Annotated in this window: 14 protein-coding genes; 4 read left to right on the forward strand and 10 right to left on the reverse strand. The window is 62.5% G+C overall.

The genetic code is table 11. The features are described from left to right. Positions 1–11: 11 nt before the first annotated feature. Entirely contained in the window at positions 12–1,922 is a 1,911-nt protein-coding gene (gene pepF, locus NAT23_RS13340) for an oligoendopeptidase F (protein WP_251929090.1), read from the reverse strand. A 180-nt stretch (positions 1,923–2,102) separates the two neighbouring features. On the opposite strand from pepF, the gene NAT23_RS13345 reads away from it, so the two are divergent. Next, entirely contained in the window at positions 2,103–3,386 is a 1,284-nt protein-coding gene (locus tag NAT23_RS13345) for an NAD(P)/FAD-dependent oxidoreductase (protein ID WP_251929092.1), read from the forward strand. Between the two features lie 23 nt (positions 3,387–3,409). Here the strand turns inward: NAT23_RS13345 and NAT23_RS13350 are convergent, their stop codons facing one another. The 8 genes from NAT23_RS13350 to NAT23_RS13385 form a co-directional block, all read right to left on the reverse strand. Continuing rightward, positions 3,410–4,780, reverse strand: coding sequence for a glutamine synthetase family protein (locus NAT23_RS13350; RefSeq protein WP_251929094.1), 1,371 nt, complete (start codon positions 4,778–4,780; stop codon positions 3,410–3,412). Positions 4,781–4,884: 104 nt separating this feature from the next. Next, on the reverse strand, positions 4,885–6,480 hold the full coding sequence (locus NAT23_RS13355) for an ABC transporter ATP-binding protein (protein WP_251929095.1): 1,596 nt from the start codon (positions 6,478–6,480) through the stop codon (positions 4,885–4,887). 12 nt (positions 6,481–6,492) lie between these two features. Then, positions 6,493–7,434, reverse strand: a complete 942-nt coding sequence (locus NAT23_RS13360) for an ABC transporter permease (RefSeq protein WP_251929097.1) — start codon at positions 7,432–7,434, stop codon at positions 6,493–6,495. A 48-nt stretch (positions 7,435–7,482) separates the two neighbouring features. Next, complete coding sequence (oppB, locus tag NAT23_RS13365; protein ID WP_251929099.1) at positions 7,483–8,409, reverse strand: oligopeptide ABC transporter permease OppB; 927 nt, start codon at positions 8,407–8,409, stop codon at positions 7,483–7,485. Between the two features lie 39 nt (positions 8,410–8,448). Next, positions 8,449–10,047 (reverse strand): peptide ABC transporter substrate-binding protein, encoded by a 1,599-nt coding sequence (locus NAT23_RS13370; protein WP_251929101.1) that lies wholly within the window; start codon positions 10,045–10,047, stop codon positions 8,449–8,451. Between the two features lie 91 nt (positions 10,048–10,138). Further along, a complete protein-coding gene (locus NAT23_RS13375) occupies positions 10,139–11,743 on the reverse strand; it encodes a peptide ABC transporter substrate-binding protein (RefSeq protein ID WP_251929110.1) in 1,605 nt (534 codons plus the stop codon). 125 nt (positions 11,744–11,868) lie between these two features. Beyond that, positions 11,869–13,455 carry a peptide ABC transporter substrate-binding protein gene (locus NAT23_RS13380; protein ID WP_251929112.1) on the reverse strand — a complete coding sequence of 529 codons (1,587 nt, stop codon included), beginning with the start codon at positions 13,453–13,455 and terminating at the stop codon, positions 11,869–11,871. A gap of 238 nt (positions 13,456–13,693) precedes the next feature. After that, positions 13,694–13,954, reverse strand: a complete 261-nt coding sequence (locus NAT23_RS13385) for a type B 50S ribosomal protein L31 (RefSeq protein ID WP_251929113.1) — start codon at positions 13,952–13,954, stop codon at positions 13,694–13,696. Between the two features lie 204 nt (positions 13,955–14,158). Between NAT23_RS13385 and NAT23_RS13390 the strand changes: the two genes are divergently transcribed. Next, the gene (locus NAT23_RS13390; protein ID WP_251929123.1) at positions 14,159–15,898 is read left to right on the forward strand and encodes an HD domain-containing phosphohydrolase; all 1,740 of its coding nucleotides are present in this window, start codon (positions 14,159–14,161) and stop codon (positions 15,896–15,898) included. Between the two features lie 48 nt (positions 15,899–15,946). Here the strand turns inward: NAT23_RS13390 and NAT23_RS13395 are convergent, their stop codons facing one another. Further along, entirely contained in the window at positions 15,947–17,527 is a 1,581-nt protein-coding gene (locus tag NAT23_RS13395; protein WP_251929125.1) for a peptide ABC transporter substrate-binding protein, read from the reverse strand. 232 nt (positions 17,528–17,759) lie between these two features. On the opposite strand from NAT23_RS13395, the gene prfB reads away from it, so the two are divergent. Both prfB and lysS read left to right on the forward strand, forming a co-directional pair. Continuing rightward, positions 17,760–18,858 (forward strand): peptide chain release factor 2 gene (gene prfB / locus NAT23_RS13400; protein WP_251929126.1). Its coding sequence is split into 2 segments (ribosomal slippage): positions 17,760–17,834 and positions 17,836–18,858, totalling 1,098 coding nucleotides; the frame shifts between segments, so codons are not numbered across the junction. 45 nt (positions 18,859–18,903) lie between these two features. Then, complete coding sequence (gene lysS, locus NAT23_RS13405) at positions 18,904–20,418, forward strand: lysine--tRNA ligase (RefSeq protein WP_251929128.1); 1,515 nt, start codon at positions 18,904–18,906, stop codon at positions 20,416–20,418. The last annotated feature ends 41 nt before the right edge of the window (positions 20,419–20,459 follow it).

The raw sequence follows: 20,459 nt of genomic DNA on the forward strand, positions 1-20,459 counted from the left end.
TTTTGCGTCAATTACTGCGCACCAAGTTCCGGATGCTTGTCCAAAAGCGCATTGGCCTGATCGATCAGGTCGTTCATGTAGCCCATCAGGGCGTCGTAGGGCGCAGGCGTTGCCAGATCCACGCCGGTTGCCTTGATCAAACGGTAGCCGCTGTCACTGCCGCCACGTTTGAGCATGTCGAGGTAGGCTGTGCGTGCGTCGAGGTTTCCGGCCTCGAGCTCGCGGGCGATCGCGTAGGCGGCGGTGATGGAGGTCGCGTACTGATAGACGTAGAAGTTGTAATAGAAGTGCGGCACGTAGGCCCATTCAACGTGGTAGGCCGGATCGATCTGCATCACGCCCTTATCGACGCCGTAGTATTTTTCAAGCAGTGCGCCGTACATGCGGTTCAGCCGCTCGCCCGAGAGTGAGTCACCGTTCTCGACGCTTTGGTGAATGGCGCGTTCGAACTCGGCAAACTGGGTCTGGCGGAAGAACGTCGCGCGAAGCGATTCGAGCGCCTGACCGAGGTAGTAGAGCTTGAGGCTTGGCGTGTCGGCCGAGGCGATCATGTGATCGATCAGCAAAAACTCGTTGACGGTGGACGCCACTTCGGCGGTGAAAATCGGATAATCGGCGCTCGCCCAGGGCTGGTGGCTGCTTGCGAGCATGGAATGCACGCCGTGGCCCCACTCATGGGCATAGGTCGAGACGTCGCTGTAGTGGCCGTTGAAATTCATCAGGACATACGGGTGCACATCATAGGCCGCGCCATTCATATAGGCCCCTGAGCGTTTGCCCCTGGCCGGGTAGGCGCTGGTCCAGTCGGCGTCGGTGGCCTCTTTTAACAGCGCCTGATACGCCTGCCCAAGCGGTTGGGTAGCCTCACGCGTCAGCGCCCTGGCCTGATTCAGATCAAACTCCGGGGCGCGGGCAATCAGCGGCGGATAGATGTCGTAGTAGCGCAGTGTCTCGACGCCAAGCAGGCGCTGCCTGAGCTTTAGATAGCGATGGAGGCTGTCGAGGTGTGCGTTGGCCGAGGCCACCAGTTGATCGTAGACCCCAACCGGGATGTCATTGCCTGAAAGCGCGGCGTCGAGGGCGCTGTCGTAGTGGTGCAGGCGCGCGCTGGTGACGTGCGCGGTCACTTCCTTGTTCAAGAGCGCCCCGAAGGTCGTCGCGTAGGTCTGCCATGTGGCCCAGAACGTATCGAAGACCTGCTTTCGTACCGCGCGGTCGTCGCTTTTTCTGAGCGCAGCGTAGCCGGCGTTGTCAAGACGGCGGAGGTCACCGTTGACGGTGATTTCGGGCCAGGGAATGTCGGCGTTCGACAGCAGCGAGTAGCTTTCTTCCGAGGAGGTCACGGGCGCCAGCGCCGCCAGCGCGGATTCGGTCTCGGCGCCGAGGATATGCGGCGCCTGCTCGCTGATGCGGGTCAGTCGGTAGCGGTAATCGGCAAGCACCGGGCGAGTCGCCCAGTCGGCCAGCGTTTCGGGCGGCATCTCGGCAAGCGCCGGGGTCACGAAGCCGGTCACGCTGTCGAGTCGCGCCCCGAGCTGCGTTATGCGGTTCTGGCGTTCCTGAGCGCGGTTGTCACTGAGGTTTTCATCGGCAGTGAGGCTTGCAAAGACCGCCAGGCGCGCCGTGGTCTTTTCCACCTCGCCGATGGCGTCAAGCGCCCTGGCGAGCGTTTCGGGCGACTCGGCAAGCTTGCCTTTAAAACGCGAGAGGGCATCGATGTCCCTGGCGGTGCGCTTGAACTGCGCCTGCCAGGCCTCGGGCGAGGCGTAGAGGTCGCCGAGTGACCACTGCCCTTCGGCGGATGGGGCCGGGGGTCTGGTGGATGTGGATGAGGCGGGGGGCTCGGCGGCCCAGCCCATTGAGGCGGTGCACGTCAGTGCAACGCCTGCACACACGGCGCGTAATGAGAACCTGCCAGACATCGTGACCTCGCTTGAATTAGAAAACGGCGAACCCAGTGTAGCATCGCCGGCCTGGCCGGAGCCGTGGCAATGTACAAGGCGGGCGGACTTGATATGCTCGGCCCCCCTGGGTGTTTCCATTTCGCGCGTAGTTCGATCTCACGCGCGGTCACTTATCGTGCGTCTTTACCGGAGCCTGCCATGAGCGCATCTCGCCTCCCTCTGTCCTACTACGCCGCCACCGCGAGTGATGCCTCACAACGTGCGCCGCTCAAGGGCGCGCTTGACTGCGATGTGTGTGTGGTCGGAGGCGGGTTTACCGGCGTGTCCACGGCGCTGCATCTCATCGAGCGCGGGTTTGATGTGGTACTGCTGGAGGCCGAGCAGCTCGGGTTCGGGGCCTCCGGGCGCAATGGCGGCCAGATCGTCAACAGCTACAGCCGGGACATGGACGTGATCGAGGCCCGTTACGGCGCTGAGACCGCGCGGGCGCTCGGGAGCATGGCGTTCGAGGGCAACCGCATCATTCGTGAGCGCATCACGCGCTACGCCATCGACTGCGATTTGAAAGAGGGCAATCTGTTCGCTGCATGCACCGAGCGCCAGTGGCAGGGCCTCAAGGCCCATCAGGCACTGTGGGCGCGCTATGGCCACGCAGAGCTCGAGCTTCTGGGCCGTGATGCCTACCGGCGTGAGGTGGGCAGCAAGCGCTACACCGGCGTGCTGATCGATCATTCTGGCGGGCACCTGCACCCGCTCAATCTGCTGCTCGGGCAGGTGCTGGCGTTCGAAGCCCAGGGCGGGCGCGTCTTTGAGGGCTCACCGGTCATCTCGGTCACGCCGGGCGAGCCCGCGTGCGTGCGTACCGAGCGCGGCGAGGTGCGGGCGAGCAAGGTGGTGCTGGCCGGCAACGCCTACATGAGCGGGTTACTGCCCGACATGGAGCGCCGTTCGATGCCCGCCAGCACGCAGATCATTACCACCGAGCCGCTCACCGACGCGCAGGCCCGGGCGCTGCTTCCGACCGACCGCGCGGTGGAAGACTGCAACTACCTGCTGGACTACTACCGGCTGACGGCGGATCAACGCCTGCTCTACGGCGGGGGCGTGAGTTACGGCGGTCAGGATCCGAACAGCATCGAAGGCGCGATTCGCCCCAAGCTTTTGACCACTTTTCCGGAGCTCTCGGACGTTCGGATTGACTACGCCTGGAGCGGCAACTTTCTGCTGACGCTCAACCGATTGCCCCAGTTCGGCCGAGTGGAGACCAGCGTTTATTACGCGCAGGGCTATTCCGGTCACGGCGTGACCTGTTCCCACCTGGCCGGATGCCTGATGGCCGAGGCACTTGCCGGCGATGGCAGCCGCTTCGATGCCTTTGCAGGCATTGCGCACCGTCGGCTGCCGGGCGGGCGTACGTTCAGCGTGCCGCTGAGCGCACTGGGCGCCTGGTACTACCAGCTGCGCGACCGGCTCGGCTGGTAGCGTGGCCCTGTCCCATGCATTCCCTACACGTGGCGTAGATACCAGTCGTACTCAAGCGTACTGACCCGAGCCATCGCCTGCTCGCGTTCGGCGCGCCGATTGGCGCAGTAGACAAAATGAAACGCATCCCCAAGCGACGCTTTCAGGGCATCGCTGTGTTCGAACAGGCTCAGGGCCTCGCGCCAGCTGTTGGTGAGACTGGGTGCGAGCTGGGTGTAGGCGTTGCCGGCAATGGGTGCGCCCGGCGCCGTCCGGTGATCAAGCCCGTACAGAATCGATGCCAGAAGCGTTGCAAGCAGCAGGTAGGGGTTGGCGTCGGCGCCGGCCACGCGGTGTTCGAGCCGACGGGCGTGGTCGGGGCCTGACGGAATCCGGATCGCCACCGAGCGATTATCCACCCCCCACGATGGCGCCATCGGGACGTAAAGCCCGGGCTGAAACCGGCGAAATGAATTCAGGTTGGGGGCGAACACCGCCATCGACGCAGGCATCAGCTCGAGCAGCCCACCGATGGCGTGGCCGAGTGTGTCGCTTCCGGTGAGGGCGCCGTTATCGGCGGCGAAGAGATTGGTGCCGTGGGCGTCTTCAAGGCTTATGTGCACGTGAGCGCCGCTTCCGGCCTCATCGCCGAAGGGCTTGGCCATGAAGGTGGCCTCAAGGTCGTGCTGTTCGGCGACGCCGCGAATCAGGCGCTTGAGCAGTACGGCGCTGTCGGCGGCGGCGAGTGCGTTGCTTGAGTGAATCAGGTTGATCTCGAACTGGCCGGGCGCGCATTCCTTCAACGCGCTGTCGAGCGGCAACCCCTGAGCGCGGGCCGCGGCCTGAATGTCTTCAAGCACACCTGCGTACTCATCGAGCTCGTTCATGGCGTAGAGCTGACTCTGTACGGCGCGCTCGCCGGTGCTCGGGGCGCAGGGCGGATGAATGCGCCCGCGGGCGTCACGCCGGCGCTCGACCAGATAGAACTCAAGTTCGAGCGCCACTACCGGCGTCAGCCCGCGCTCGGTGAACCGCGAGAGCGTCTGCGCCAGCACGTGGCGCGGGTCTGCAAAAAACGCGGTGCCGTCGGGCTCGAACATGCTCATCAACACCTGAGCCCGGCCCGGGCGCCAGGGCGTCGGGGCGAATGTGTCGGCCAGGGGCCAGCAGGTGCGGTCACCGTCGCCGGAATCAAGCCCGAGGCCGGTTTCCTCGATGGTGTTGCCGCAGATGTCGAGGGCAAACAGCGAGGCGGGAAGCTGAATGCCCTGAGTGCAGGCCTTGAGCAGACCGTCCCGGGGCAGGCGCTTGCCGCGCATCACGCCGTTGAGGTCGCTGATGAGCACATCGACAGTCTCGACGTCGGGATGGCCGTCAAGAAAGGCTCGGGCGGTTTGGACAAGGGAAAAGGGCATGAGCCACCTGATTGCGCAAGAGAACGGATGTTTGCATGGTTTGCGCTGGCCAGGCCCGTGTCAATCGACATGACGTCGACAGCACGGGCGTGTGTGTTTTTCGTTTACGCGACGCGGTCGATGAACGACGCCTCGATCAATTTTCGGGTGTAGTCGACCCGGGGCGCGGTGAAGATGGCCTCCGACGGACCGTGTTCCACCACGGCGCCGTCTTTCATCACCAATACGGTATCGGACATCGCCCGCACCACCGAGAGGTCGTGGCTTATAAATACGTACGTAAGCCCGTGTTTCTTTTGAAGCTCGCGCAAAAGGTTCACCACCGTGACCTGCACCGAGCGGTCTAGCGCCGAGGTCGGCTCGTCGAGCAGTAGAAATTCCGGCTTCAGTACCAGCGCGCGGGCGATGGCAATGCGCTGGCGCTGGCCGCCGGAAAATTCGTGGGGGTAACGCGCCCGCATGGCCGGGTCGAGTTTTACCTCGCCGAGCGCCTCGATCACGCGAGCCTCGCGCTCGCGCCGGGAAAGCTCCGGAAAGTGCACCTTGAGCCCTTCGCTGATGATCTCGCCGACCGTCATTCGCGGTGACAGCGAGCCGAACGGGTCTTGAAACACCACCTGAAGGCGCTTTCTAAGCGGGCGCAGCGCTTTCTGATCGAGCGGCTGCAGCGCCATCTCGTCGAACACGATCTGCCCGGTGCTCGGCAAGAGCCGCAGCAGCGCCCGGCCGAGGGTCGATTTGCCCGAGCCGGACTCGCCGACGATGCCGACGGTCTGGCCGCGGCGAACGCGAAGGTCGATGCCGCGAACCGCTTCAAACGTTTCATCGGGGCGAAAGAGGTGGCGCTTGGTGGTGAAGCGCACATGAACGTCGCGGGCATCGAGCACCACCGGGGCGTCGTCGGCGACCGGCGCCTTGACGCCGTCGGGTTCGGCGGCAAGCAGCATGCGGGTGTAGTCGTGGCTCGGGTTGGCGAACACGTCGCGGGTTGGCCCCTGCTCGACCAGATCACCGTGCTGCATCACGCAGACCCGGTCGGCGACGTGGCGAACCAGATTCAAATCGTGGGTGATGAACAGAATCGCGAGGCCATAGCGTGCCTGAAGCTCGCCAAGCAGTTCCAGAATCTGGGCCTGTACGGTGACGTCGAGCGCGGTGGTCGGCTCATCGGCAATCAAGAGCTTCGGCTCGCAGGCGATCGCCATCGCGATCACCACGCGCTGGCGCTGGCCGCCGGAAAGCTCATGGGGGTAGCTTTTTATCCGCCGTTCGGGTTCGGGGATACCGACCTGTTTCAAGAGCTCGAGTACCCGGGCACGGGCCTTGTTGCCGCGAAGGTCGGTGTGTTTTTCGAGCACTTCGCGAATCTGGCGTTCGATGCGATGCATCGGGTTGAGCGAGGTCATCGGCTCCTGAAACACCATGCCGATGTCGTTGCCGCGCAGTGCCCGAATGTCGCGGTCTTTGAGGTTCGTTAGGGTCTTGCCGTCGAAGCGAATCTCGCCCTCGATGCGGGCAAGTTCCGGCAGCAGGCGCATGATGGCGGTGGAGGTGACCGACTTGCCGGAGCCGGATTCGCCGACCAGCGCAACGGTTTCGCCGGCCTTGACCTCAAGGCTTACGTCCTTGACCGCGGTGACCGGGCCGGTAGGCAGATCGAAGGTGACGCTCAGGTGAGCGAGTTCAAGCAGTGCAGACACGGTGGCCTCCGATCAGCGGGTTTTCGGGTCGAGGGCGTCGCGCAGCCCGTCGCCGAGAAAGTTGAGACAAAAAAGCGTCACGGCCAGAAAGACCGACGGCACGATCAGCATCCACGGCGCGCTTTCCATCATGTCCTTGCCTTCGCTGATCAACACGCCCCAGCTGGTGAGCGGCTCCTGCACGCCAAGGCCCAGAAACGACAGAAAGCTTTCCAGCAGGATGACCTTGGGCACGGTCAGGGTGACGTAGATGATGACCGGGCCCAGGGTGTTGGGAATCAGATGGCGTCGCACGATGGTCGGCCCGCCAACGCCTAACGCGTGGGCGGCCTCGATGAATTCCCGGCGCTTGAGCGCCAGCGTCTGGCCGCGCACGATACGCGCCATGTCGAGCCATTCCACCGCGCCGATGGCGGCGTAGATCAAGAAGATATTGCGGCCGAACACCACCATCAGAAGGATCACCAAAAACATGAACGGCAGCGAGTACATGATGTCGACGAAGCGCATCATCAGATTGTCGGTGCGCCCGCCGACGTAGCCGGCCACCGCCCCGTAGAGCACGCCGATCACCAGCGAGACAAAGGTGGCCACCAGCGCCACCGACAGCGAAACCTGGCCGCCGAACAGGGTGCGCACCAGAATGTCGCGGCCGTTAGCGTCGGTGCCGAAATAGTGGCCGTTTTCAAGCGAGGGGGCGGTCTGGAAGTTGCTCCAGTCGACTTCATCGAGCGCCCAGGGCAGCAGATGCGGACCGATAAAGCAGATCAGCGCCATCAGCGTGAGAATCACAAGGCTCGCCATGGCGGCCTTGTTCTGCTTGAGCCGGCGCCAGGCTTCGCGGCCGAGGCTCTCGCCGGTGTTCTTGTCAGGCCCGGCCGGTGGGTTGGGGCCGCCGGCGGGCAGCGGCGTATCGTCGTGCTCGCCGCGGTAGGGGGTCGTCGTCGAGGTCATGAGGCGCTCTCGCGTTGGTTGTTATAACGGCTCGATCTTCATGGCGAATCAGTCGTTGTATCGAATCTGGGGGTCAAGGGCGGAATACAGCAGATCCACCAGCAGGTTCATCAGCACGATCAGCGCGCCGTAGAACACCACCGTGCCCATCACCAGGGTGTAGTCGCGGTTGAGCGCGCCCTGCACGAAGTAGCGGCCGATGCCCGGGATGCCGAAAATCTGCTCGATCACCACCGAGCCGGTGACGATGGCGGCAATCGCCGGGCCGAGATACGACACTACCGGCAAAAGCGAGGGGCGAAGCGCGTGGCGCAGCACCACCTGTACTTCCGAAAGGCCCTTGGCGCGGGCGGTGCGGATGAAGTGGCTGCCCATGGTTTCGATCATCGAGGCGCGCATCATGCGGGCGATGTAGGCGATCTGCTGAATCGACAGCGCGATCACCGGCAGCACCAGGTTGGGCAGGGCGCCGCCGTTCCAGCCGCCGGCCGGTAGCCAGCCGAGCAGCACCCCGAACACCAGCGCCATGATCGGCGCGATCACGAAGTTCGGTACCGCGATGCCGCCAAGCGCCAGCGACATCACCAGATAATCGATGGTGCTGTTGCGCTTGAGCGCGGCGATCACCCCAAGCGGCAGCCCGATCAAAAGCGCAAGGCCGATCGCGAGCCCGCCGATTTCAAGGCTTACGGGAAAGCCCTGCATGATCAGCTCGGTGACCGAAAAATCCTTGTACTTGAACGACGGCCCGAAATCGCCCTGAGCCAGGTTGCCCATATAGCGCAGATACTGCATCGGCAGGGGTTCATCAAGGTGATAGGCCGCCTTGAGGTTGGCCTCGATTTCAGGCGGTAGCTGCCGTTCGCCGTCAAACGGGCCGCCAGGCGCTGCACGCATCAGGAAAAACGAGATCGTGATCACGACCAGAAGCGTAGGCACGGCAAAGGCCAGCCGTTTCAGGGTGTAGCTCAGCATGGGCGGTGGCCTCCATGGCGTCGTGCACTGAGTGCCATGTCATTCTCCAGAGTGTGAGGGGGTGGATGGGGGCGCAAGGGACAGAAAGCGCAGCGGATGCTCATCCATGACGTTGTCTTCAAAGCCCTGCACCCTGGGGGAGACCAGGTGGTTCGAGACGTATTCAAAAATGGGGAGCACCGCGTAGTCGTCCAGAAGCGTTTGTTCGGCCTGTCCGAGCACCCTTCGTCTGTCCGCCGCATTGGCGGTGTGAGCGCTTTTTTCGATGAGCGCGTCAAGCCGGGCGTTTTGATAGCCGCTGGCGGCCGCAGCACTGCCGCCAGCGGCGTAGCTTCCGACCAGGTCGATCGGGTCGTTGACGGTCGCGACCATGCCGTAGCGGGCGATGTCGAACTGGCCCTGCTTGATCGCGGCGTAGTGCACCGCACCTTCCGAGTTATAGAGCTCGACAGTGACCCCGAGCGGTTTCCACATCGCCGCCACCGCGACGGCGACTTTCTTGTGGTCGTCATCGGTGTTGTAGCGAAGGGTCAGCGTGAGCGGGGTGTCCGGGCCGTAGCCGGCCTCGCGCATCAGCGCCCTGGCCTTTTCGACGCGCTCGGCGTAGGGGGCATCGAGCCCCGGCATGGTGACGCCGTCTGCGCCACTCATGGCCTCGGGCACGAAGCGATGACTTGGGCGCATGCCGGTGCCGAGCACCTTGTCGGTGATGATCTCGCGCCGGACGACCAGGTTCAGCGCCTTGCGGACACGGGCGTCGGCCAGGGCGCCGTCGCGCACGTTGAACATGTAGAAATACTCGCCGGCCCACGGCGCCGTGCGAAGCGCGTCGGGCCTTTGGGCGCGCACCCAGTCGATTCGGCTCGAGGGCACCTGGGCAAACGACAGATCGATCTGATCGTTTCGGAACCTACGAATGGCGTCGTTGGTGTCCTCGAGTGGGTACATCACCACGCGGTCAAGCGCGACGGTGTCGGCGGCGTAGAACGCGGGGTTTTTCTCGAGTGTGAGCTGCGACTGCGGGTGCCACTCGCCAAGCGTAAATGCACCGCTGACCACGGTGTTGCCCGGAACGATCCAGCGCTTAGTGGTGCTTAAAACGTGGCGCGGCAGCGGCGCGGCCTCGCCCATGGCCATGGCCTGCAGGAAGTAGCCGCTCGGGTGGTCAAGCGTGATCTCGAGCGTGTGGGCGTCGAGGGCCTTGACGCCGAGCGCCTCCGGCGCCCGCTCACCGCGGTTGACCGCCCGCGCGTTATGGATCGCGTAATAGAGGTTGGCGTTGTGGTTGGCGGTGGCCGGCATCAACAGCCGGCGCAGGCTGAACACGGCGTCCTCGGCAGTGATCGGTGTGTCATCGGACCAGCGCGCGTCTCGCAGGTGAAAGGTGTAGACGGTGCCGTCATCGGATACGTCCCAGCGCGAGGCCAGCCCTGGAATCAGGCGGCCATCGGCGGCGGTGTCGACCAGGCGGTCGAACATCGCCTTTTGAATCCGTGAATCCCAGTGATTCGCCGATTTTTGCGGATCGAGCGAGCCGGGTTCGCCTTCGTTATCCACGTGAAGCGTGGCGGCCTGGGCGGTGCCCAGGCTCAAAAGAAGAGGCAGTGCGGTAAGCAGCGTGCGCCAGTGAACGGCCATGAAAGACTCCTTTTTTGTTATTGAGTTTTTTTTATTGAGCTTGTTTTTATTGAGTGTGTCGCTATTGAGGCCCGTCGGTGCGCACGGCCGGTCAGTGGTCTGAATCGACGAACTTGATCCACCGCGACAGGTGTCGGTTCAGGACGTTGTCGGCAAAGCCCGTGAGCTTCGGGTTCACCAGATTGCGCGAGGTGTCGATGTAGATCGGGATCAAGGCGTAGTCTCCAAGCATCTGCCGTTCGGCGCGCTCGAGCAGGGTCTGACGGGTCTCCGGGTCCTGGGTACGGGCGGCGCGAGACATTAGTTCATCGAACGCATCGCTTTGATAGCCGCCGTAGTTCTTGGCCGCGCCCTGCTCGAGAATGCCGAGGAAGTTGGCGGCATCGTCAAAATCAGCAACCCAGCTGGCGCGGCCGACATCGAACGTGCCCGCGGCGAGGTCTGCGTAGTGCACGCGGCCTTCGGCGTTGATCAATGAGGTCTTGATGCCAAGTGGCTTCCACATCGAGGCCAGCGCGATCGCGATGCGCTTGTTGGCCTCGGTGGTGGAGTAGCGAAGCGTCAGCTCGAGCGGGCGGTCCGGGCCGTAGCCGGCGTCGCTCAGAAGGCGCTTGGCGCGCGTCATGCGCTCATCCATTGGCGCCTCAAGCCCCGGCATGGACTGGGCATCGTACTGATTCACGCCGTCGGGCACGAAGCTGCGGGCGGCGGTGACGGTCCCGTTCATGATCTTGTCAGTGATGATGTCGCGTCGTACTGCAAGGTTGAGCGCCTCGCGCACCCGCGCATCGGCGGTGGGGTGGCCGTCGCGCTGGTTGAGTGCGAAATAGTAATTGGCAAGCTGGGGGGCCAGATGCACCGCGCCCGGCAGCTGCTCTTTCAGCGCGTCATACCGCTCGGGGGGGAAATCGCGAACGAGGTCGAACTCACCGGCACGGAACCGTCTCAAGCCGGTATTGCGGTTTTCGATCGGATAAAACGTGACACCGTCGAGCGAGACGCTCGCGGCGTCATGAAAATAGGTGTTTTTCTGCGTGCTCAGATGGTCGTTGGCCACCCAGTCGGTCGGGGTGAACGCGCCATTGGTGACGATGTGCTCGGGCTCGGCCCAGTGATCGCCGAACTGATCCAGTACGTGGGTCGGCACCGGCGAGGCGGCGATGTTGGCCAGAAGCGCCTCGAAGTAGGGCGTGGGTCGCTCCAGGTGAAACACCACCGTGCGCGCGTCCGGCGCGTCCACACCGAGGGTCTCCGGGGCGGCGGTGCCTTCCGTGATCGCACGGCCGTTCTTGATCGGGTAGAAGAGGCTTGCGTAGACGGCGGCGTTGCTTGGCGTCATCAAGCGGGTAAAGGCGCGCTTGAAATCGTCTGCCACCACCGGTTCGCCGTCGGACCAGCGGGCGTCGTCTCTGAGGGTGAACGTCCAGGTCAGGCCATCGTCGCTGACCTGCCAGGATTTGGCAGCGCCGGGGATGTACTGGCCCTCCGGCGAGAGCGTCACCAGGCCTTCGTAAATGTCGCCCAGAATGTCGTTTTCCCACACGCTGCCACCGATGTGGGCGGTGTCGAGCGAGGCGGGATCGCCCTGGGTGCCGACACGCAGGGTATCGGCCATCGCCGGGGCAACGCCGAGCCCGAGCACGAAGGTCGCACCGAGCAGTCGGCGACCGAGAAGGGAAAGAACGTGAGGGCGCATCGAAGGCATCTCCTGGGCTTTGGTCAACGTCATCATGAAAGAAGTAAGCGCGCGCTTATCCTAGCGAGCTGTCGGCCGCTTCGCGAGAAGGAGACGCGCGAAACGGCCAAGTCCTTTACGACGCGTCAGGGTGTGAAACTCACCCAGCGAGAGAGATGGTCGTCCACCGGGTTGTCCTGCCAACCGGTAAGCGCCGGATTGACCAGGTTGCGGGTGACGTAATAAAGCAGTGGTGCGGCGGCGTTGTCATCGATGGCAATGCGCTCGGCGTCCTGCAGCAGCGCCTCGCGTTTGTCGGCATCGAGGGTGGTCGAGGCCTTGGTCATTTTCTGGTCGAACGCCTGGCTCGAGTAGGCGCCGTAATTGTTGCCGGCGCCGGTGCCCAGTAGCGCCAGAAAATTCTCGGCGTCGTTGTAGTCGGCGACCCAGCCGGCGCGGGCGACGTCGAAATCGCCCTGGGCGATGGCCTGATAGTGCACGGTGGCCTCGGCCTGCTGCATGTGCACGCGCACTCCGAGCGGTTTCCACATCGCCGCGACGGCAATGGCGATCTTCTTGTGTTCATCGCTTGAGTTGTAGCGCAGCGTAAGGTCGAGCGGGTTGTCCGGCCCGTAGCCTGCCTCCTTCATCAAGGCGCTTGCCCGCGCCATGCGCTCGTCCATCGATTGCCCCTTGAACGGCAGCTCCTGATGGGTGTAGTGGTGCACGCCCGGTGGTACGAAGGCGTAGGCCGGGAGAAAAGTGCCGGCCATGATCTGCTTGGCCAGTACCTGATGGCGAATCGCCAGGTTGAGCGCTTCGCGCACCTTCGGGTCGGCCGTGGGCTCCCCCTGGCGCTGATTGAACACGTAGTAGTAACTGCCAAGCATCGGGCTCATGTGCGTGGCCTCGGGCAAGTTCTCCTTGAGCCACTGATAGCGGCTCGAGGGGTACTCGCGCAGCACATCGAGTTCTCCAGCGCGAAAGCGGGAGATGCCGGCGTTGCGGTCTTCGGTGCTGTAGTAGTTGATCTTGTCGAGCGCGACATCCCGGGCGTCGTAGTACTCGGGGTTCTTGACCGCCGTGATGCGCGATTGAGACACCCACTCGACCGGTTTGAACGCGCCGTTGGTCACGATGTGGTCCATGTCGGTCCAGTCGCGGCCGTATTTCTCGACCGTGTGCCTGGGCAGCGGCATGGCGGTGTAGTGGGTCAGAAGCTCGATGAAGTAGGGCGTCGGCTCGGTGAGCGTGACTTCGAGGGTCTTGCCGTTTTCCCTGGCGACCACGCCGAGCGCGTCCGGCGGCAGTTCGCCGGTATTGACCGCGCGGGCGTTTTTGATCGGGTACAGGTTATAGGCGTACTTGGAGGCGTTTTTCGGGTTCAGGAGATGGCGCCAGCCGAAGACGAAATCGCCTGCGGTGACCGGCGTGCCGTCGGACCATTTCGCGTCGTCTCGCAGGTGAAAGGTGTAGGTTCGACCGTCATCGGAGATGTCCCAGTCGGTCGCAACGCCCGGGATTGCCTCACCCTTCGGATTCTGGGTCACAAGGCCTTCAAACACATCGAGCAGTACATCCGATTCCCAGGTGCCGCCCGAGACCTGAGAGGTATCGAAGGAGGCGAGTTCGCCGATGACTCCGATGTTGAGCGTCTGCGCCCAGACAGGCGTTGCGGAAAGCAGCGCAGTTGCGGCAAACGCGCCTGCGAACCGTTGAAATGGGGTTTTCATGGCTGAGTATCCTGACTGATTGTTGTGTTCTGGTCGGGTATGGCCCGGGTCAACGATTGTTATGGTGCTTAGTATATGACCGAAGTTGACCATACAGTCAGAAAATGCGCCTTGTCCAGATATCCCTAATGATCCGATGCGATAAAAGCCGACGGCCGATCAGGCAGAAGGGGAGCGACGTGCGCATAAAAAAAAGACCCGTCGTCGGGTCTTTAAAAAGGAGAAGCACAGGGGCGTTTCAACTGCGGCGCGCCCCAAGGCTTCCGAAGCGGCGCTTGAACTGCGCGGCGCGCCCTTCGGTGCCGACCGAGCGCTGCTTGCCGGTATAGAACGGGTGCGACGCCGAGGAGATGTCCAGCCGGATCAGCGGGTAGCTGTTGCCGTCGTCCCACTCGATGGTTTCGCTTGAGGACATGGTCGAGCCGGTCTTGAAGTACACATCGGCGCTGGTGTCGTAGAAAACGACCTTACGGTACTCGGGGTGGATGCCTGATTTCATAAATCCTCCTTGGTTTTTAATTATGTTATTTCATAACAATAGTGGAGGTAAAGACCCTTGCCCTTGTTTTAGAGGCGGGCACTTTTTCGTGTTTTAGACGCTAATTGAGTTTTTTCGAATGTTTTTGGCGCCATAAAGCGATAATTTACCCTGGCCGATAGTCAAAATAAGCGTCACCCGCTTTTTCGGTACAGGGAATTCTCAATGGCAGAGCCATCTGCGACGACGCCTTCCTCGGAGGAGGGCGGATCAGTCGAGCTTCGCGATCCTCTTTCCATCATGCACGCCCTCGAAGGGCTGGCGTATCAGCCGTGCAGTATTTCCGTCTGTTTCGAGGATCATTCCGAGACCCGCTATCCCGCGCGTTTCGAATTTTTCGATCATGTGGAAAAGCGTCTTCAGATTCGAGTCACGAACATGCCGGGGCTGGAGGCGGCCTTCATGGAATCAGGGCGCCTGATCCTGATTGCTGAGAGCGCGCAGCAGGTGGTGCGTTTTAGCGGCCTTTGCATCCAACGGACGCGCCATGTCGAGGACGGGCGAGTGCTTGAGACCGGGCTTCCGGAGGCGCTTCATACGGATTCGAAGCGCCAGAGCGCGCGCGTTTCATTGACGTCGGGCATGAAGGTGCCGCTCGAGCTGGTGTGTTTCGAGGGGCAGGCGGCAATACGGGGGCGGCTCGGCGACATCTCGAACGGTGGATGCATGATGGAGTTGCCGCTGTCGCGGTGTGGTCCACTCCGAGTGGGCATGACGGTGTCACTGTCGATGGTGTTTCCAAGCGAAGAACGGTTTGAGGTATCGGCAGAAATTCGCTACGTCAGGCCCTTGGCCGCCTCCCACCACGCTCGGGTTGGGCTTGCCTTTCTAAGCCTTGCTCAGGCGCAGATGCAGCAGTTGATGCACATTCTGAGCGAAACAGAGCGCGAGGTGGCCTGGCGAAACGGGGAGGCCATGCAGTTTGCCGGGGCATCGACGCTCTACGTTGCAACCGTTGCCCGAAAAGGGCAGCGCCGCACCCGAGGCCGGCCTGTCGAAGTGCGCTCACCCATGGTCGATGATCTGCGAGATATCGTGCGCACTCAGCACCTTTACCTGCTGGCGTTGCAGCAAAAGACCCCCCTGCCGGAGCGCGCCCTTGCCAAGAGCGCCGACCGGTTGATCCAGCTTCTCAAACACAATCGCCAGCAGATGTTCTACGCGCTCGGGTGTCTTTCCGATGAGCCGCAGTGGGTTCAGCATTCGCTTTGTGTATCGTGCCGGCTGTGCGACCTGATGCTGGCCGAACCCGAGCATGCGTCGCGGGCTCGTTCGGCGATGCTTGCCGCGCTTGTGCACGACATGGGCAAGGCGATGATGGTCGGCTCTGAGTTTCCAACGCTCGAGGGTGAATTCGAGGCCGATCGCCGCCAGCGCTTTCGCCAGCATGTGCCGGTGTTGCTTGAGGCGCTCGAGGCCAATGCGCAGGTGGAAAAGGCCATGTGCCTTGAAATCATTCAGGGCATCAACGAGCGCCTGGATGGCTCTGGCTATCCCGATGGGCTCGAGGCCGAAGCGCTGACGCCGCTGTCGAAAATGGCGGCGGTGATCGATGTGATCGATGCGATGATGCGCCCGAGGGGTGATCGCCGATCGAGCACGGCGATGGAGGCCTATCGATTCGTCTATCAACATCCGGAGCAGTTCGAGCGGCACTGGGTCACTCGCTACGTGCAGCGCCACGGGTTCTATCCGATCGGTAGCCTGGTGCGGTTTTCGCGCGGGTATCTGGCGTGGGTGATGCGTCTTGATGAGTCGGGGCAGCCGACTCGAGTGCGGGTGGTGCGCGATCTTCGCCAGCAGGAGGTGGTGTTGAACCAGGTGCTCGAGCGCGTCGATTTCGCACAGCTCGGTGAGCTCGAATCGCTGGTGTCGCCGGAGCCATACGAGCTGACGGCGTATTAGCGGGGCGGCAGGTAAAGGCGCGCGGCCTCGGCCGCGCGCCTTCGATGCTTATTTCTCGATGGAGATCCAGCGGGAGGGGTGCATGTCGAGGGCGTTGTTGGCCCAGCCTTCAAGGTCTGGGTTGACCAGGTTGCGCGAGCTGTAGGTGTAGATCGGCGTGAGCGGGTACTCCGAAAGCGCCAGTGTTTCGGCGCGCTCCATCAAACTTTCCCGGGCATCGGCGTCCTGCTCGGTGTCCGATCTTGCCATCAATGACTGATATTCGGTGTTCTGGTAGTCCCCGTAGTTGTTCGATTTCTGAAGCAGCAGTTGCAGGAAGTTCTGGGCATCATCGATGCTCGAGATCCAGGCGGCGCGGCCCACCTCGAACTTGCCGGCCATCAGGTCGGCGTAGTGCACGTTGGCTTCGGTGTTTTGAAGCTGCGCCTTGACCCCGAGCTGTTTCCACATGGCCGCAACGGCGACGGCAATGCGCTTGTGCTCATCGCTCGAGTTGTAGCGAAGCGTGAGCTCGAGCGGTTTGTTCGGGCCGTAGCCGGCTTCTTCCATCAAGGCCTTGGCGGTGTTCAGGCGCTCCGCGTACGGGGCATCAAGGCCTGGCTGCGGCTGGGCGTCGTAGTGGCTGGTGCCGGGCGGAACCAGGGTCGTCGCGGGCGTGACGGCGCCATCGAGCAGTTTCTCGGCGATGACCTCGCGGTTGATGGCAAGACTCAACGCCTTGCGTACGCGCACATCCGTGACCGGTGAGCCGTCCTTCAGGTTGTAGACGTAGTAATAGGTGCCAAGCGATGGGTAAAGCTGGGTCGCATCCGCGAGGTTTTTCTTGAGCCACTGATACCGCGAGGCGGGGAAATCGCGCAGGATGTCGAGCTCGCCGGCACGAAAGCGTTGAATGCCGGCGTTCTTGTCTTCCATCGGGAAGTAGTCGACGCCCTCGAGGCTGACGGCGTCGGCGTCATGGAAATGCGGGTTCTTGACGGTGGTCAGCTCGGAGTGCGAGACCCACTTGGTCGGCTTGAACGCGCCGTTGGTCTCGATATGGCCGATATCGCTCCATTTGGCGCCGTATTCCTTCTTGAGGTGCGCTGGAATCGGGTAGCCGATCGGCAGCACCAGCGATTTGAAGAAGTACGCCGTAGGCTCGCTCAGGGTCAGGACCAGCGTTTTGCCGTTGTCTTTCGATTCGGCGCCGAGGCTGTCGAGGGGCTTGTCGCCGGCATTGATCGCCTGGGCGTTCTTGAGCGGGTAAAGGCGCTGTGCGTAGTTGGCGGCCGTTTCGGGGTCGAGCTGGTGGCGAAGCCCGGCGACGAAGTCGTCTGCGGTCACGGCCGTGCCGTCTGACCACTTGGCGTCGTCTCTTAGATGAAACGTGTAGGTGGTGCCGTCCTCGCTGATCTCCCACGAGTTGGCAACGCCCGGGATGACTTCGCCGTCGGCGCTGATCGAGACCAGCCCTTCGTAGATGTCGCGCAGGATGTCCTCTTCCCACACGCCGCCGGTGATCTTGGCCGGGTCGAGCGAGGAGGGGTCGCCGCTGATGCCGACGTTGAGGGTCGCCGCCATCGTGAGTGGCGCTGCCCCAAGCCCGAGAGCGAGTGCAAGGGCTTGATGTGTCTTCTTCTTGTACATGATCGATTCCCTGAAAAGATAATGAACCCGGTGCCCAGTATAGACAGGCACCCGGGCGAAATGCGTGGTTCGTGTCAAGTGACTGAGATGGGCGTCGGTGGTCAGGGGTGAGGCTTGATGGGCCTGACTTTTCGAGCCCGATCAAGCGCTCGCGGATGACGCCAGGGCGGCGCCTTGGCTACAATGGCGTCCTTTCGCCCGCAGGACGGGCCCGTGGCAACAGAGGACGATCATGCAAGAGATCAACCCGATTTATCAGCACATCAAGGACCTGTCCGAACGGACAGACGTCCTGAGGGGGTATCTTTGACTATGCCGAAAAGAAGGATCGGCTGGAAGAAGTAACCCGGGAGCTTGAAAACCCGAACGTCTGGAACGACCCGGACTACGCCCAGAAGCTCGGGCGCGAGCGCGCGCAGCTCGAAAACGTGGTGGCAACGCTCGATGGCCTGACTCAAGGCGTCAGTGACAACGAGGAGCTGTTGGAGCTGGCGGTGATGGAAGACGACGAGGGCACGGTCGAAGAGGTGCGCGCCGAGCTCGACCGTCTCGAAACCCAGCTCGAGAAGCTGGAATTTCGTCGGATGTTCTCGGGCGAGATGGACGCCAACAACGCCTACCTCGATATCCAGTCCGGCTCCGGCGGCACCGAGGCGCAGGATTGGGCCAATATCCTGCTGCGCATGTATCTGCGCTGGGCCGAGCATCACGGCTTCAAGGCCGAGCTTACAGAGCTCTCGGCCGGCGATGTGGCCGGCATCAAGTCCGCCACCATTCATATTCAGGGCGAGTACGCCTTTGGCTGGCTTCGCACCGAAACCGGCGTGCATCGCCTGGTGAGAAAGAGCCCGTTCGATTCCGGCGGCCGTCGTCATACCTCGTTCGCCTCCGTGTTCCTGTCACCGGAAGTCGATGACAGCTTCGAGATCGAGATCAACCCCTCGGATCTTCGTGTCGACACCTACCGCTCGAGCGGGGCAGGCGGTCAGCACGTCAACACCACCGACTCGGCGGTGCGAATTACCCATGAGCCCACGGGGGTCGTGGTGTCGTGTCAGAGCCAGCGCAGTCAGCACGCCAACCGTGACTTCGCCATGAAGCAGTTGAAGGCGAAGCTCTGGGAACTCGAGATGCAAAAGCGCAACGCCGCAAAGCAGGAGGCCGAGGAGAGCAAGGCCGACATCGGGTGGGGCAGCCAGATTCGCTCCTACGTGCTGGATGATCAGCGGATCAAGGATCTTCGGACCGGCGTGCAGTCGAGCAACTGCGAAAAAGTGCTCGATGGCGACCTTGACCAATTCATCGTGGCGAGCCTCAAGCAGGGGCTGTAAACCGGGCATCGGCAAGACGCTCAGGGTTCATCAACAGGACAGACCATGTCAGAACAGGACACTTCATCATTCGAGGCCGACGACAATCACCTGATCAGTGAGCGTCGGGCCAAACTGAGCGCGCGGCGAGAGCAGGCCTCAAGCGAGGGCACCAGCGCGTTTCCGAACGACGTCGCCCGCGACGATCTGGCGGCGGATCTGCAAACCGAGCTCGGTGAGTTCGAAAAGCCAGAGCTCGAGCAAAAAGACCGTCATGCGAAAGTGGCCGGGCGCATCATGCGAAAGCGCGGACCCTTCATCGTGATTCAGGACGTGTCCGGCCAGATTCAGCTCTACGTCGACAAGAAAGGGCTGCCGACGGACGTGCTCGACGACATCAAGAGCTGGGACATCGGCGACATCGTCTATGGCCATGGCCCCGTGCACAAGTCCGGCAAGGGCGACCTGTACGTGATGATGGTTGAGGCTCGGCTTTTGACCAAGAGCCTGCGCCCGTTGCCCGACAAGTTTCATGGCCTGACCGATCAGGAAGCGCGTTACCGACAGCGCTACGTCGATCTGATCATGAACCCGGAAGTACGCGATACGTTCCGGATTCGCGCCGGCGTGATCGCCGCGATCCGCCAGTTCTTCAACGAGCGCGCCTTCATGGAAGTGGAAACGCCGATGCTGCAGCCGATTCCCGGCGGCGCAACGGCGCGACCGTTTGTCACCCACCATAATGCGCTCGACATCGACATGTATCTGCGCATCGCGCCGGAGCTTTATCTGAAGCGGCTGGTGGTCGGCGGCTTCGAACGAGTGTTCGAGATCAACCGCAACTTCCGTAATGAAGGGCTGTCGACGCGGCACAACCCTGAATTCACCATGCTTGAATTCTATTGGGCCTACGCTGACTACACCGCGCTGATCGACCTGACCGAGACGCTCCTGCGTGAGGTGGCGCAAAAGGTACTGGGCTCGACCACCGTGCATTATCAGGGCACCGATTATGACCTGGCCCAGCCGTTTGATCGGCTGACGCTGAAGGATTCGATTCTCAAGTACGGCGAGGGCATCGAGGCGACTGAACTTGAATCGCTCGAGACCGCGACGGCGCTTGCCGGACGACTCGGCATCGACGTCAAGCCCGGCTGGGGCCTTGGCAAGGTGCAGACCGAGATCTTCGAGGAGGTTGCCGAACACCGGCTGGACCGCCCGACGTTCATCACCGAGTACCCGGCCGAAGTCAGCCCGCTTGCGCGTCGAAACGACAGTGACCCGTTCGTGACCGACCGCTTCGAGTTCTTCATTGGCGGGCGTGAAATCGCCAACGGCTTCTCGGAGCTCAACGACGCCGAAGATCAGGCCGAGCGGTTCCAGGCGCAGGTGGCGGAGAAGGACGCCGGCGACGTAGAGGCGATGTACTATGACGCCGATTACATTCGAGCGCTTGAGTACGGCATGCCGCCGACCGCCGGTGAGGGTATCGGTATTGATCGCCTGGTCATGTTCCTGGCCAATGCCCCCTCCATTCGGGATGTGCTGCTGTTCCCCGCCATGCGTCCCCAGGCGGGGTAACGCCTGCCGGGTGACGGTGCTTGGCACGGGGCGGCGCGACC

Origin of the sequence: Larsenimonas salina (genome assembly GCF_023736155.1) — a bacterium.
Taxonomy (GTDB): Bacteria; Pseudomonadota; Gammaproteobacteria; order Pseudomonadales; family Halomonadaceae; genus Larsenimonas; species Larsenimonas salina.

Excerpts from the sequence above, each read along its gene's own strand:
- pepF (WP_251929090.1), bottom strand. The coding sequence starts at position 1,922 with ATGTCTGGCAGGTTCTCATTACGCGCCGTGTGTGCAGGCGTTGCACTG.
- NAT23_RS13345 (WP_251929092.1), top strand. The coding sequence starts at position 2,103 with ATGAGCGCATCTCGCCTCCCTCTGTCCTACTACGCCGCCACCGCGAGT.
- NAT23_RS13350 (WP_251929094.1), bottom strand. The coding sequence starts at position 4,780 with ATGCCCTTTTCCCTTGTCCAAACCGCCCGAGCCTTTCTTGACGGCCAT.
- NAT23_RS13360 (WP_251929097.1), bottom strand. The coding sequence starts at position 7,434 with ATGACCTCGACGACGACCCCCTACCGCGGCGAGCACGACGATACGCCG.
- oppB (WP_251929099.1), bottom strand. The coding sequence starts at position 8,409 with ATGCTGAGCTACACCCTGAAACGGCTGGCCTTTGCCGTGCCTACGCTT.
- NAT23_RS13370 (WP_251929101.1), bottom strand. The coding sequence starts at position 10,047 with ATGGCCGTTCACTGGCGCACGCTGCTTACCGCACTGCCTCTTCTTTTG.
- NAT23_RS13375 (WP_251929110.1), bottom strand. The coding sequence starts at position 11,743 with ATGCGCCCTCACGTTCTTTCCCTTCTCGGTCGCCGACTGCTCGGTGCG.
- NAT23_RS13380 (WP_251929112.1), bottom strand. The coding sequence starts at position 13,455 with ATGAAAACCCCATTTCAACGGTTCGCAGGCGCGTTTGCCGCAACTGCG.
- NAT23_RS13385 (WP_251929113.1), bottom strand. The coding sequence starts at position 13,954 with ATGAAATCAGGCATCCACCCCGAGTACCGTAAGGTCGTTTTCTACGAC.
- NAT23_RS13390 (WP_251929123.1), top strand. The coding sequence starts at position 14,159 with ATGGCAGAGCCATCTGCGACGACGCCTTCCTCGGAGGAGGGCGGATCA.
- NAT23_RS13395 (WP_251929125.1), bottom strand. The coding sequence starts at position 17,527 with ATGTACAAGAAGAAGACACATCAAGCCCTTGCACTCGCTCTCGGGCTT.
- lysS (WP_251929128.1), top strand. The coding sequence starts at position 18,904 with ATGTCAGAACAGGACACTTCATCATTCGAGGCCGACGACAATCACCTG.